The sequence below is a fragment of the Ruegeria sp. YTSA108 genome (assembly GCF_059610185.1).
In genome coordinates, this window is record NZ_JBXWND010000002.1 from 297,616 (window position 1) to 310,450 (window position 12,835).

13 protein-coding genes are annotated in these 12,835 nt (G+C 57.6%); 5 read left to right on the forward strand and 8 right to left on the reverse strand.

What is annotated here, in order from left to right:
- The first annotated feature begins 32 nt into the window (after nt 1–32).
- The gene (locus AC2FHW_RS04510) at nt 33–1,517 is read left to right on the forward strand and encodes an inorganic phosphate transporter (RefSeq protein ID WP_142633316.1); all 1,485 of its coding nucleotides are present in this window, start codon (nt 33–35) and stop codon (nt 1,515–1,517) included.
- A 36-nt stretch (nt 1,518–1,553) separates the two neighbouring features.
- Here the strand turns inward: AC2FHW_RS04510 and AC2FHW_RS04515 are convergent, their stop codons facing one another.
- From AC2FHW_RS04515 to AC2FHW_RS04535, 5 genes are all read right to left on the reverse strand, one after another.
- Nucleotides 1,554–2,738, reverse strand: coding sequence for a vWA domain-containing protein (locus tag AC2FHW_RS04515; RefSeq protein ID WP_271947506.1), 1,185 nt, complete (start codon nt 2,736–2,738; stop codon nt 1,554–1,556).
- Nucleotides 2,739–2,741: 3 nt separating this feature from the next.
- Nucleotides 2,742–2,912 carry a hypothetical protein gene (locus AC2FHW_RS04520; protein ID WP_185956603.1) on the reverse strand — a complete coding sequence of 57 codons (171 nt, stop codon included), beginning with the start codon at nt 2,910–2,912 and terminating at the stop codon, nt 2,742–2,744.
- Between the two features lie 16 nt (nt 2,913–2,928).
- The gene (locus AC2FHW_RS04525) at nt 2,929–4,281 is read right to left on the reverse strand and encodes a DUF2927 domain-containing protein (protein ID WP_271947504.1); all 1,353 of its coding nucleotides are present in this window, start codon (nt 4,279–4,281) and stop codon (nt 2,929–2,931) included.
- Nucleotides 4,278–4,727 carry a GNAT family N-acetyltransferase gene (locus AC2FHW_RS04530; RefSeq protein WP_271947502.1) on the reverse strand — a complete coding sequence of 150 codons (450 nt, stop codon included), beginning with the start codon at nt 4,725–4,727 and terminating at the stop codon, nt 4,278–4,280. Before AC2FHW_RS04530 ends, AC2FHW_RS04525 begins: the two co-directional genes overlap by 4 nt.
- Nucleotides 4,728–4,842: 115 nt before the next feature.
- On the reverse strand, nt 4,843–5,688 hold the full coding sequence (locus AC2FHW_RS04535) for an AAA family ATPase (protein ID WP_271948074.1): 846 nt from the start codon (nt 5,686–5,688) through the stop codon (nt 4,843–4,845).
- 373 nt (nt 5,689–6,061) lie between these two features.
- Between AC2FHW_RS04535 and dksA the strand changes: the two genes are divergently transcribed.
- Together dksA and AC2FHW_RS04545 are read left to right on the forward strand one after the other, a co-directional pair.
- Nucleotides 6,062–6,484, forward strand: coding sequence for an RNA polymerase-binding protein DksA (gene dksA, locus AC2FHW_RS04540; protein ID WP_271947500.1), 423 nt, complete (start codon nt 6,062–6,064; stop codon nt 6,482–6,484).
- Between the two features lie 70 nt (nt 6,485–6,554).
- Nucleotides 6,555–7,706: an FAD-dependent monooxygenase gene (locus AC2FHW_RS04545; protein WP_496821482.1), complete on the forward strand. Its 1,152-nt coding sequence runs from the start codon at nt 6,555–6,557 to the stop codon at nt 7,704–7,706.
- A gap of 4 nt (nt 7,707–7,710) precedes the next feature.
- On the opposite strand, the gene xth is transcribed toward AC2FHW_RS04545, so the two are convergent.
- Both xth and AC2FHW_RS04555 read right to left on the reverse strand, forming a co-directional pair.
- Nucleotides 7,711–8,490 (reverse strand): exodeoxyribonuclease III, encoded by a 780-nt coding sequence (gene xth, locus AC2FHW_RS04550; protein ID WP_271947496.1) that lies wholly within the window; start codon nt 8,488–8,490, stop codon nt 7,711–7,713.
- A gap of 299 nt (nt 8,491–8,789) precedes the next feature.
- On the reverse strand, nt 8,790–9,113 hold the full coding sequence (locus AC2FHW_RS04555; protein WP_142633331.1) for a HesB/IscA family protein: 324 nt from the start codon (nt 9,111–9,113) through the stop codon (nt 8,790–8,792).
- A gap of 75 nt (nt 9,114–9,188) precedes the next feature.
- Between AC2FHW_RS04555 and AC2FHW_RS04560 the strand changes: the two genes are divergently transcribed.
- Entirely contained in the window at nt 9,189–10,361 is a 1,173-nt protein-coding gene (locus AC2FHW_RS04560) for a deoxyguanosinetriphosphate triphosphohydrolase (protein ID WP_496821484.1), read from the forward strand.
- On the opposite strand, the gene AC2FHW_RS04565 is transcribed toward AC2FHW_RS04560, so the two are convergent.
- On the reverse strand, nt 10,343–10,894 hold the full coding sequence (locus AC2FHW_RS04565; protein ID WP_271947491.1) for a putative pterin-binding protein: 552 nt from the start codon (nt 10,892–10,894) through the stop codon (nt 10,343–10,345). The genes AC2FHW_RS04560 and AC2FHW_RS04565 overlap by 19 nt on opposite strands.
- 131 nt (nt 10,895–11,025) lie before the next feature.
- Here AC2FHW_RS04565 and argS point away from each other — a divergent pair, with 131 nt between their 5' ends.
- Nucleotides 11,026–12,771 (forward strand): arginine--tRNA ligase, encoded by a 1,746-nt coding sequence (argS, locus tag AC2FHW_RS04570; protein WP_142633337.1) that lies wholly within the window; start codon nt 11,026–11,028, stop codon nt 12,769–12,771.
- The last annotated feature ends 64 nt before the right edge of the window (nt 12,772–12,835 follow it).

A 12,835-nucleotide genomic window follows, 5' to 3' on the forward strand; every position in this document is an offset into this window, starting at 1 on the left:
TATCCGCACGGGAACTCGTCGGAGAACACACAATGTCCAACAATGACCACGAAGCCCGCCACCTGGAAACGCTTGACCGCGACCTTAGACGCTTTTCTCGGCTAGAAGTGGCAACCTCCCAGGTGGGTCGCCCATTTGTCGGGTCTGGCATCGCGCTTTCTTTTATCGTTGTCGCAGGTCTTGTGGCAGCCTTCCTGTTCGGACAAGGCAACAACACGCTGATCGTAGTACTTGCGGCAATGTTTGGGGCATATATGGCGCTGAATATCGGGGCCAATGATGTTGCCAACAATATGGGACCGGCGGTCGGGGCCAATGCGCTGACCATGGGGGGCGCCATCGCGATTGCTGCCATATTCGAAAGTGCAGGCGCGCTGATCGCTGGAGGTGACGTTGTTTCCACGATCGCGAAGGGCATTATCGCTCCTGAAAGCATGGGAACGCAGACTGTATTCATCTGGGCGATGATGGCGGCTTTGTTGTCTTCGGCGCTTTGGGTCAACCTGGCGACCTGGGTCGGAGCGCCCGTGTCCACGACCCACTCGGTTGTCGGAGGCGTCATGGGGGCGGGGATCGCCGCAGCCGGTTTTGGCGCAGTAAGCTGGGGGACGATGAGCAAGATCGCGGCCAGCTGGGTTATCTCGCCGATGCTTGGCGGTCTGGTGGCGGCTGGTTTTCTTTGGTTCATTAAGGCCAGGATCATCTATCAGGACGACAAGATCGCGGCGGCCCGGAAATGGGTTCCGATGCTGGTTGGTATCATGGCGGGGGCGTTTGCAAGCTACCTGGCGCTGAAGGGTATCAAGAAGATCGTCAAGATCGACCTGAGCACTGCTCTGCTGATCGGGGCAGTCTGCGGGGCGTTGGTCTGGGCCGTGATGATTCCGGTTATTCGGCGTCAATCCGAAGGGCTGGAGAACCGCAACAAGTCCCTCAAAATATTGTTTGGCATTCCGCTGATCGTGTCCGCTGCACTTCTCAGCTTTGCACATGGGGCCAATGATGTGGCCAATGCCGTTGGTCCTTTGGCGGCCATCGTGCAAGCCTCTGCCTCAGGTGATTTCACCCAGGCGATCAGTATTCCCTATTGGGTCATGATCATCGGCGCCTTTGGCATTTCGTTTGGCCTGTTCCTGTTTGGGCCAAAACTGATCCGAATGGTTGGCAGCCAAATAACCAAACTTAACCCGATGCGTGCCTATTGCGTTGCGCTGTCCGCAGCCATCACCGTTATCGTGGCCAGTTGGCTGGGTCTTCCCGTAAGCTCGACCCATATTGCAGTGGGTGCCGTCTTTGGCGTCGGCTTCTTCCGGGAATGGGATGCTGAAAGACGGCTGCGTAAAGCCCGCATTACAGTGCCTGAGCGGACGGTTCTGGCACCGGAAGAACGCCGCCGGCGCAAGCTGGTGCGCCGCTCGCACTTTATGACGATCATAGCAGCCTGGATTATTACCGTGCCCGCGGCGGCTGTGTTGTCGGGTGTTCTGTTTCTGGGCATTCAGGCCATCGCCGGGTAATCCCGGCCTCGGCAGAACCTGATCCGCGGGCTGGCGTTATCGCGTCAGCTCGCGCATTCCTTTTTCCAGCCCGGCCAGAGTCATCGGCACCATCCGATCCTGAAAAATCTCGCGGATCATTCCGATTGAGTGGGTATATTCCCAATACTTCTCAGACACTGGGTTGATCCACAGGTTCGATGCCCATTGGTCGCGTGCCCGCTGTAGCCAGATCTGGCCAGCCTCCTGGTTCCAATGTTCATTGGCACCGCCGGGATAGGCGACCTCATAAGGGCTCATCGAGGCGTCGCCGACGAAGATGCATTTGTAATCTGGACCATAGGTGCGCAGCACCTCATGGGTCGGCGTCTGCTGGTCCCAGCGGCGGATGTTGTCACGCCAGACACCTTCGTACAGGCAGTTGTGGAAGTAGTAATATTCCAGATGCTTGAATTCGGTTCTTGCGGCCGAGAACAGCTCTTCAACCACTTTGATATGTGGGTCCATTGAGCCTCCGACGTCCAGAAACAACAGCACCTTGACGGCATTGTGCCGTTCGGGCCGGGTTTTGACGTCTAGATATCCATGCTCGGCTGTGGCGCGGATGGTGCCGTCCAGATCAAGCTCTTCCGCCGCACCCTCGCGGGCCCAGCGGCGCAGGCGCTTCAACGCGACCTTGATGTTGCGCGTGCCCAGTTCGACCGTGTCGTCCAGGTTCTTGAATTCGCGCTTGTCCCAAACCTTGACCGCGCGCTGATGACGGCTTTCCTTCTGGCCGATCCGCACACCTTCCGGATTGTACCCGTAGGCTCCGAAGGGCGACGTTCCTGCCGTACCGATCCACTTGTTGCCACCTTGATGGCGGCCTTGCTGATCCTTGAGCCGCTCTTTCAGCGTCTCCATCAGCTTGTCGAACCCGCCAAGGGCCTCGATCTCGGCTTTTTCCTCTTCGCTGAGGTGCTTCTCCGCCATCTTCGCCAGCCAATCGGCAGGGATGTCGACGGCTTCGAGGACCTGTTCGAACCCGATCTGTTCCAGCCCTTCAAAGCTGGCGGCAAAAGCGCGGTCGAACTTGTCGATATTGCGTTCGTCCTTCACCATCGACACGCGGGCGAGGTAATAGAACGCCTCGACATCATAGGTTGCCAGCCCCTTTTTCATACCCTCCAGAAAGGTCAGATATTCCCGCAGGGATACGGGGATACCGGCTTTGCGAAGGTTTTCGAAAAAGTGAACAAACATGGGCTACACCACAAAGCGAACCAGAACCAAGGACAGGATTAGCCCGACCAGCGCAAAGGCGATTCCATATCCGGCTGCATATTGCGCGATATCGGCGCCGCTGCCGTTGCGTTTGCGCGCGGTCAACGCCCCAAGGAGCGCACCCAGCACCGCCAGTCCCAGAACCACTATCATGCGTTAATCGCCCCCGTTAATTGACTGGTCCTTCTGCGACGTCCTGCATAAGCGACCGGGCCACTACATCCGAGCCAAAGCCGTATCGTGCCCATCTCAGACTGTCCAGTCTGACGGAACGTGCCTCTGCGGAACGGCCGACTTCATTCAGGACCTCGGCTTTCAGCAACAATAACGTTGCAAGCTGCGAGGCGTTCTCAGCCCGTGTCATCACGTTAATAGCGTCGTCGATTTTGGGCAGGAACTCTGGCCCATTGCCTTGCGAAAGCGCAAAGGCGCCCAGTTGGGTCGTGATGTAGGATCGATGCAATTCCGTGCCCGGTGTAGCGCGCAGAAACTGCAGGGCAATATCATATTGGCGCAACGCTTCATGCGGATCATCGAACTGTTCCATGCGGCCCATCAGGTAATGAGGGTAAGCGCGCCGGTGATCGGTCCAACCTTGTTCCTTGCCAATTCGGGCTGCCTTGCGGGCCTGCCTCATGCGCGATTGCTGGCTGCGACTGGATTGCAAGGATTTCTGAATTGCTGAAATCCAGGCTCGTGGAGTTTCCGACATGGGCTGTACCGGCACCGCATCACCGCGCGGATTCAGACGCGAGAGAATTTCGGGTATGGCCGTTTCGACCTGTTCACGTGTCATACCGCTGTGCAGTTGGGATGAATATGCGGCCTTCAGGATCAACATGTCGAACCCGGTCAGGACCGTGTGGATATTGTCATCGTTGAATACCGAGTCCGGAAGGCGATACAGGTCATTCAGCGGGCCAAGCGCCTGTGCAATCTCTTCGTGCAGGCAGTCACGTTTTTCCTGCGGACTTGCATCTGCGGGAATGAAGATGCCCAGTCGCTCACGGCTGCTCAGTTTGGTCCAGCTGCTTTTCTGTTTGAACCGGTCCCGGCGGTACTCCTCAAGGCTTGAGGCATTGGGCACCACGAAACATGCAGCCTGAGGCAGGATGGCCTGAATCTCTTTTTGACTGACCGCCGCGATCGTGATGTTGGCCTGACCGTCCTTGATCTGTTTGATGTCTATCCCGGCCTCGGTGCGCAGACGGGTCAGCAGGCGGCCCAGATCCTTTTGAAGCGAGGCCGTCGCAGCCCCTGTCAACCGCACCGTGATCGGGGTTTCGAACCGGGTAAAAACAGGCAGTTCCGTACCCCCTTCCAGTGCGAAATGCAGAGAGATGAAATCCGCTGCCATGTTTTCATTCGACCGCGCCGGAGGCGAGGGATATGCACGCGTAAAGGACTTGGCGGGGGGCAGGGGTGGTTCGACGTCCACAATCTCGGGTGGGCTTTCGGCAGGCTCAATCGTGGCACATGCGGTCAGGACAAAGCTGATCAAGATTGCGACCCATCGCGTCATGGGCGCTGATACTTGATGAAAGGTGTCTGTTTGCCGATCCTGTCATAGAGCTTTCGCGCGGTATGGTTGAAATCCTGCGTCAGCCAATAGACAGACGGTGCACCTTGCCGGTCCGCTTCTTCGTAAACGGCCTGAATCAAAGCGCGACCGACCCCCATGCCGCGCGCCTCGGGGCGGGCGAATAGGTCCTGCAAGTAGCACACGCTTTCTTCCTTCCAGGCATGGCGGTGGAACAGAAAGTGGGTCAAACCCACAAGCCCTCCGTCGGCCTGCGCGACGAAACAAGAAAAATCGTTCGGATCATCGCCCAGCAGTCGCGAGAATGTGCTGTCATAGACGGAATCCGGAACCGTCGTTTCATAAAACGCCAGATAGTCCCGCCACATATCCGCCCAGTCCTCGCGATCAGTCGGATGCAAGGCTCGAATTGTTACTGTTTCTGGCATTGCTGAGTCCCGTTGGGTCTGATGGTAAATTGCCCGGACAAGCCGGGCAACCCGAGACCAATGCTTGCATCCGAGACTTGCTAAGGCAAGCGGCGATCACCGAGGGTTTACCGGCTCAGCGTTTGTTGCGGGCCATGAATGCCAGGCGTTCGAACAGGTGCACGTCTTGTTCATTCTTAAGCAGCGCACCGTGCAGTTTGGGCAGGGCATTGGCGCCATCGCGCTTGAGATCTTCGGCGGTCAGGTCCTCGGCCAGCAGCAGCTTGAGCCAGTCCAGCACCTCTGAGGTTGATGGCTTTTTCTTCAGGCCCTGAGTTTCGCGAATCTCATAGAACTGGGTCAGAGCCGTTGTCAAAAGCGCATCTTTGATGCCGGGATGATGGACCTCGACGATGCGGCGCATCGTAGCCTCATCAGGGAACCGGATATAGTGAAAGAAACACCGGCGCAGGAAGGCGTCGGGCAGTTCCTTTTCATTGTTCGATGTGATGATGACGATCGGACGGTTCTTGGCGCGGATCGTTTCGCTGGTCTCGTAAACGTGAAACTCCATCTTATCGAGCTCTTGCAGCAGATCGTTCGGAAACTCGATATCGGCCTTGTCGATCTCGTCGATCAACAACACGACCTTTTCATCGGTTTCAAAGGCCTGCCACAATTTACCCTTGCGGATATAGTTCGACACGTCGTGCACGCGCTCTTCACCCAACTGGCTGTCGCGCAGACGACTGACGGCATCGTATTCATACAGCCCCTGCTGCGCGCGGGTGGTGGATTTCACGTTCCACTCGATCATCCGCAGCCCCAACGCTCCGGCCACCTGCTTGGCCAACTCGGTCTTGCCAGTTCCCGGCTCACCTTTGACCAGCAAGGGACGTTCCAGCGTCACGGCGGCATTTACCGCAATGGTCAGATCGTCTGTGGCGACGTATTCGGCTGTTCCTTGGAAACGTGCGGTCATTGGCCCCTCATCAAGTGTCGCGCGAAATGCGCCCTTGGGGTTACCGCGCAGCAGAAATTTTGACAAGCCAGGTCGCTGCGTCGCATGAAGGGAAATTGCCAAGTAACTACAATGCTTTTGGTTGATTCGTGCGCTAACCTCCGGTGCCGTCTTTTTGGCGTTGCCCTGAAATGGTCAGTTAATTTTCACAGAAAAACAAGGTTTTGTTGTTTGGTTGGACGTATTTAGATCACGCGCAATGGCGCGGCGCCGGGGCGACGTTTGCATAGTGACAATTACTGCGCTGTCAGATAAACGCTCCGCAGAAGGGGATTGCCGCATGTCAGGTAATGAGAGAGTGACCGGCGTTGCAGGCCACACCGAGGGAGCAAAAATGAAGCAGGAAGTTTTTCTGCCTGAAGATTACCGTCCAGCTGAAGACGAACCATTTATGAATGACAGGCAGCTAGAGTATTTTCGTCGCAAGCTGCTGGATTGGAAAAACGAACTAATGGCTGGCAGCCGCGATACGATCGAAGGGCTGCAGGACAATACCCGTAACATTCCGGATGTCGCTGACCGCGCAAGCGAAGAAACCGATCGCGCGCTGGAACTGCGCACCCGCGATCGTCAGCGCAAACTGGTGGCCAAGATCGACTCGGCCCTGCGCCGGATTGATGAAGGCGAGTACGGCTATTGCGAGATGACCGGTGATCCGATTTCGCTGAAACGTTTGGATGCGCGCCCGATCGCGACCATGACGCTTGAGGCACAGGAACGGCATGAGCGTCGCGAAAAGGTCCACCGCGACGATTGATCGCTGGGAAAATCTGATAACATAGACGCCGGGGCCTTTTGCTCCGGCGTTTTTGCGTTAAGCCGGTGACATGAACATCAGCGGATCGAAATTCGGCATAGTCGGAGGTGGCATTGGCGGCCTCGCGGCTGCTTTGACCCTGCGACAGCGCGGCGCCGTGGTGACCGTGTTTGAGCAGGCACCAGAATTGACCGAGGTTGGCGCGGGCCTTCAGATCAGCGCCAACGGGATGGCTGTGCTGCGTGCGCTGAAGGTTGTTGCGGACACGCCCGAGGCTGGGCTTTTGTCCCATGGAACGGTCCTTCGTGATTACCGGGCAGGGCGGCTGGTTTGCAAAATTGCGCCACCCTCTGCCGGGCCTACCTATTATTACCATCGCGCTGACCTGCTTGATCTTCTCTACAAAGCGGCGGTTCAAAAAGGGGTAGAGTTTCACCTTGGTGCGCGTGTGGAACGGGTGCGAAAGCACCCGTCCGAGGCCGAAATTATCCTCGATACGGGGGCGAGATTTGGGGTTGATTGTGCAGTCGCGGCGGACGGTGGCCAAAGTGCAATTCGTGCTGACCTGACTGGCAGGGAAACACCAAAATTCACACATCAGGTTGCGTGGCGCGCGACGATTCCATGGGACCGGCGCAACAAGAACCCTTGCGCTGTGCTAACCATGGGGCCGGGACGGCATGTAGTGACGTATCCTTTGCGCGATCAGACCCTGATGAACATCGTGGCAATCGAAGAGAGGTCTGACTGGCAGGAAGAAGGCTGGCGTCTGCGCGGTGATCCAGAAGAGCTGAGGGCGCGATTTGCAGGTTTTGGCGGCTTGGTCAAAGAGATTTTGCAAGAGGTTCAGGACCCGAATATCTGGGCATTGTTCCTGCGCCCTGTTGCTGAATGCTGGCAGAATGGGCGTGTGGCGCTTTTGGGCGACGCAGCTCATCCAACGCTGCCTTTCATGGCCCAAGGTGCTTGCCTTGCACTAGAAGATGCCTGGACTCTGGGGCGGTCTTTCGAAGAACAATCCGGCGTTTCGCAAGCACTGGCCGCCTATGAAGCGACCCGTCGCCAGCGGGCAACTCGGGTGGTCGCTGCCGCTGGAGCCAACGCGCGCAACTTCCATCTACGTGGCCCTATGCGTGTCGGGGCGCAACTGGCGTTGATGGCAGTTGGATCGCGGTTGGGCCGAAAATATGATTGGATCTATGAGTTCGATGCCACGGCTTAGCCGATTACAGATCTAGATCTATCCAAACCGGAACATGATCTGAAGGTTTTTCGTGCCCCCGAATTTCGGAATCGATTTTGCAATCGCGCAAAAGGTCAGCGGCCTGAGGGGTCAGAAGGAAATGATCAATACGAATCCCGTCATTTCGGTTCCACGCACCCGCTTGATAATCCCAGAATGAATAATGTTCCGGACCTTGCGTGCCAGCGCGAAAGGCCTCGGTGAAGCCGAGATTCAGAATTTTCCGAAATGCGGCCCGGCTTTCAGGGCGAAACAATGCATCCTCGCGCCAGGCATCGGGACGCGCTGCGTCTTCGGCCTGGGGAATGATGTTGTAATCACCTGCCATCAGAGCGGGTTCTTCACTGTTCATCAGGTCGCGGGCCCGATGATAGAGTCGCTCCATCCAGGCAAGTTTGTAGTCGTATTTTGGCCCCGGGGTGGGGTTGCCGTTTGGCAGATAGAGCCCGCAGATACGCAGTGCCTGTTTGCCGACGACCGTGGCCTCGATCCAGCGGGCCTGTTCATCCTCATCATCACCGGGCAAACCCCGCGAGACGTCCTCGAGCGGTAGCTTCGACAGAATGGCAACGCCGTTAAAGCTTTTCTGCCCGTGCGTTTCCACGTTGTACCCGCGCGCCTCAAAGATCTCTCTGGGGAAGTTATCGTCGACTGACTTGATCTCTTGCAGCAGCACAACATCGGGCTGGGCATCATCCAGCCAACGCGGCAATGCTTCGGCCCGCGCCTTGATGCCGTTGATGTTGAATGTGGCGATTTTCATGCGCGGCCCTCCGACAGTCCTTGGCAACCTATCGCCCAGAACGGGCCCAACGGCAAGGCGGAGAACAGGTTTGCGAGGCGCTGCCTCGCGCTCCGAGGTATTTTTGGCCAGATGAAGAAACGGACCGTTAACCAGAATCTCCGAAAATCAGCTGGCGGTACAGGCGGAGGCGCCGATGACCGCGCCAGGTGAAGCTCTCCGGTCTAGAAATCGGAGAGCGGATCCTTGCTTCATCTGGCTAGAAATACCTTGGGGGTGTGGGGGTGAAGGGGGTGTGGGGGTGAAACCCCCACGGGTGATCACATTGAAAACGAAGTGCCGCAGCCGCAGGAGGAGGTGGCGTTTGGGTTTTCGATCACAAAGCGTGCGCCGATCAGTTCTTGTGTGAAATCAATCACCGCATTTTCAAGAAACGGCAGTGAGATTGCGTCGACAATGACCTTCTGCCCCTTACCCTCAAGAACCAAATCGTCGTCTTTGGGTTTGTCCAATGCAATTTCGTACTGAAAGCCCGAACACCCGCCGCCTTCGACAGCGACGCGCAGGGCTTGACCCTGATCGGCTGCGCCGATCTCGGCAAGGCGGTCAAAGGCGCGTTCTGTAACTGTCGGGGGCAGATTCATGCCAAACTCCAAAGGTTTATTTCTTAACCACTCTACCATATAGAAAGCCCAAGGACAGGCGACAAGGACAGACCGTTGGACAGAGCATGTTTTGCCTCGAATCCCGACCGCGCAAGAGGGCGGTTGGTGCCAGAGGAAGAAAGCAGTTTCCGGTCATGCTTTCAGCGCGACCGGGACCGGATCATTCATGCCAGCGCCTTTCGGCGGCTCAAGCACAAGACCCAAGTTTTTGTTGAGCACGAAGGGGATAGTTATCGAACGCGGTTGACCCATTCCATCGAGGTCGCGCAGGTGGCGCGGACGATTGCCGGGGCTTTGGGTTTGAATCCAGAACTGACCGAAGCGGTGGCTCTGGCCCATGATCTTGGCCACACGCCGTTCGGACATACTGGCGAGGATGCCTTGCATGAGATCATGCAGCCGTATGGCGGGTTCGATCATAACGCGCAGGCCATTCGGATCGTCACCCGGCTCGAGCGTCATTATGCCGAGTTCGATGGGTGCAACCTTACGTGGGAAACCCTGGAAGGCATTGCAAAACACAATGGACCGGTAGAAGGGGCTTTGCCTTGGGCGCTGGCGGAATGCAATGCGGCTTTTGATCTGGAACTGTACACGCACGCAAGCGCAGAGGCGCAGGTGGCGGCCTTGTCTGACGACATCGCCTATAACAATCATGACCTGTTGGACGGGCTGAGGGCGGAGTTGTTCAGCGACGAGGACATTCAGCAACTGCCGATCGTGGCCGACTGTTATTCGGAGGTGGATCGCAAGTACCCGGGCCTCGACCCCTATCGCCGTCGGCATGAGGCGTTGCGGCGGGTGTTTGGGGTTATGGTGTCGGACGTGATCGACACGTCTCGGGCTCTGATCGCAGGGTCCGGTGCCCAGAGCGTCGAAGAGATCCGGCATCTTGGCTATCCGGTCATTCAGTTCTCAACAGGCCTTTGGGCGCAACTGAAGGAAATTCGCGCTTTCCTGTTTTCGCGGATGTACAGGGCGCCGTCGGTGATGACGGTGCGCGCCGAGGTCAGCAAAGTGGTCGAGGATTTGTTTCCAATCTACCTTGGCGATCCGAAGCAAATGCCCGCGCGCTGGCACGCGGACATTGAAGAGGCTGAGGATGAGACTGCCTTAGCCCGGATCGTATCGGACTATATTGCCGGGATGACCGACAGGTTTGCGCTACAGGATCATGCCAGACTGACTGGCCACCCGATACCGGCGGATCACTCGACCCCGATATAGGCCAAAGCCCAGACTTGTTGGCCCGTCTGATCCTGCGCCGCCTCAGCGTCGTCGGTGGGTGGGAAGACGATCATCGTTGGGCCATACCCTCCGATCCCCATGGGGGCGCCGTCGGCGTGGGTGGCGAGGATAGGCTGATAGGTCGAGATACTATGCCAGGGAATTTCGGCTTGATACCCGTCCATTGCCATCGGTTTGGCCGTCTTACCTTCGGCACCGGCTATGACCATCACATCCGACAAAAGCGGGCCGCTAAAGGTGATGTCGCGCTGGTTGTCCTCGGTGCCGTAGGGAATTGTGATCTCGACCTGATCCAAACTATCCAGCAATGTCGCGTCAAAGCCAGCTGCCCCGTCATGGGTGACCTCCAGATATCCCAGCAAGCCGCCGTCCTCTGCACCGCGTGCGGGCAGGTTGGTTTTCTCAACCGAGCCGCCGAGCGTTATCAGCACATGGCCTTGCGGGGCGGGCATTTCTGCAAAAGCGGGCAGGGCGGTCGACAAGAGCAGGCACAGGGGCAGGGCAAGGCGCATAGGAATCTCCGTTTAGATAGATATGACCGACCTTAGCGGCGGCGGCTCTTATTCCAAGCGCATTCTGGCGCCGTCCATTGACCTTGCTGCACCGCGTGGTAAACCGCCGGGCAAGCAAAAGGACATTCGAAATGAACCTGTTTTCCGAGATCCGCAGCCTCGTGCTGGACGCGCTGGCACAGATGCAGTCCGAAGGCGCGCTGCCCGAAGGGCTGAGCTTTGACAACGTGGCCGTTGAACCGCCACGCGATGCGGCGCATGGCGACATGGCGACGAATGCGGCTATGGTGCTGGCAAAGCCCACCAAGATGAAACCGCGCGACATTGCCGATGCGCTGGCCGGAAAGCTGGCCGAGGATAACCGGATCACCAGTGCCGAGGTTGCCGGGCCGGGGTTCTTGAACCTGCGGTTGGCGCCATCGGTCTGGCAGAGTGTACTGGCTGCGGTGCTGCAACAGGGCACGGACTATGGCCGCTCGACCATGGGGCATGGGCAGAAGGTCAACGTGGAATACGTCTCGGCCAACCCGACCGGCCCCTTGCATGTGGGTCATACGCGGGGCGCGGTGTTCGGAGATGCGCTGGCAAGCCTGTTGGCCTATTCCGGCCATAACGTGACCCGTGAATACTACATCAATGATGGCGGCGCGCAGGTGGATGTTCTGGCACGCTCGGCTTACGAACGGTATCGCGAGGCAAACGGGCTGAGCCCCGAGATTGCCGAAGGCCTGTATCCTGGCGACTATCTGATCCCGATTGGTGAGGCGCTGAAAGAGAAATACGGTGACAGCCTGATCGACAAACCGGAAAGCGACTGGCTGGAAGAACTGCGCGAGTTTTCGACAGACGCGATGATGGACCTGATCCGCGCCGACCTGAAGGCGCTGGGCGTTGAGATGGATGTGTTCTTCTCGGAAAAGTCGCTCTATGGCACGGGTCGGATTGAAGCTGCGTTGCAATCCCTGACCGACAAGGGCCTGATCTATGAGGGCGTGCTGGAGCCGCCCAAGGGCAAAAAGCCCGAAGATTGGGAACCACGTGAGCAGACCCTGTTCAAATCGACCGAGCATGGCGACGACGTGGATCGCCCGGTCAAGAAATCGGACGGGAGCTGGACCTATTTTGCCCCGGATATCGCCTATCACTATGACAAAGTGACCCGTGGGTTTGACGCGTTGATCGATGTGTTCGGCGCTGACCACGGTGGCTATGTCAAACGGATGAAGGCCGCAGTATCGGCTCTGTCCGATGGCAAGGTACCGCTGGATATCAAGCTAACCCAGTTGGTGAAACTGTGGAAGAACGGCGAGCCGTTCAAGATGTCCAAGCGGGCAGGGAACTTCGTCACATTGCGTGATGTGGTCGATCAGGTTGGCCCGGATGTGACCCGCTTCGTGATGCTGACCCGCAAGAATGACGCTGCCCTGGATTTTGACTTTGACAAGGTGTTGGAACAAAGCCGCGAGAACCCCGTTTTCTACGTCCAATATGCCCATGCCCGCGTGATGAGTGTTCTGCGCCGTGCAGCTGAGGCCGGGATCGACGCGCAGGACCCAACGCTGAAAAGCGCCGATCTAGGCAAGATCGACCATGCCTCTGAGCTGACTGTTGCCAAGAAGCTGGCCGAATGGCCGCGTCTGGTTGAGATCGCCGCGCGTACCAATGAACCCCACCGCGTTGCCTTCTATCTGTATGAACTTGCAGGGGATTTCCACGCGCTTTGGAACAAGGGCAACGATGAAACCCAGCTGCGGTTTATTCAAGATGGCGATGTTGCCACAAGCCAGTCAAAAATCGCACTGGCCCGGTCCGTTTCTGTTGTGATTTCAGCAGGCTTGGGTATTCTTGGCGTTACTCCGGCGCAGGAGATGCGGTGAACAACACCGTCCGAACCGCCGGTACGAGGTAGGCAAGAAATGACCCGCGCGCCTTATTTTCGGC

Coding starts and splice junctions, on each gene's coding strand:
- AC2FHW_RS04510 (WP_142633316.1), top strand. CDS start 33: ATGTCCAACAATGACCACGAAGCCCGCCACCTGGAAACGCTTGACCGC.
- AC2FHW_RS04515 (WP_271947506.1), bottom strand. CDS start 2,738: ATGTTTGTTCACTTTTTCGAAAACCTTCGCAAAGCCGGTATCCCCGTA.
- AC2FHW_RS04520 (WP_185956603.1), bottom strand. CDS start 2,912: ATGATAGTGGTTCTGGGACTGGCGGTGCTGGGTGCGCTCCTTGGGGCG.
- AC2FHW_RS04525 (WP_271947504.1), bottom strand. CDS start 4,281: ATGACGCGATGGGTCGCAATCTTGATCAGCTTTGTCCTGACCGCATGT.
- AC2FHW_RS04530 (WP_271947502.1), bottom strand. CDS start 4,727: ATGCCAGAAACAGTAACAATTCGAGCCTTGCATCCGACTGATCGCGAG.
- AC2FHW_RS04535 (WP_271948074.1), bottom strand. CDS start 5,688: ATGACCGCACGTTTCCAAGGAACAGCCGAATACGTCGCCACAGACGAT.
- dksA (WP_271947500.1), top strand. CDS start 6,062: ATGAAGCAGGAAGTTTTTCTGCCTGAAGATTACCGTCCAGCTGAAGAC.
- AC2FHW_RS04545 (WP_496821482.1), top strand. CDS start 6,555: ATGAACATCAGCGGATCGAAATTCGGCATAGTCGGAGGTGGCATTGGC.
- xth (WP_271947496.1), bottom strand. CDS start 8,490: ATGAAAATCGCCACATTCAACATCAACGGCATCAAGGCGCGGGCCGAA.
- AC2FHW_RS04555 (WP_142633331.1), bottom strand. CDS start 9,113: ATGAATCTGCCCCCGACAGTTACAGAACGCGCCTTTGACCGCCTTGCC.
- AC2FHW_RS04565 (WP_271947491.1), bottom strand. CDS start 10,894: ATGCGCCTTGCCCTGCCCCTGTGCCTGCTCTTGTCGACCGCCCTGCCC.
- argS (WP_142633337.1), top strand. CDS start 11,026: ATGAACCTGTTTTCCGAGATCCGCAGCCTCGTGCTGGACGCGCTGGCA.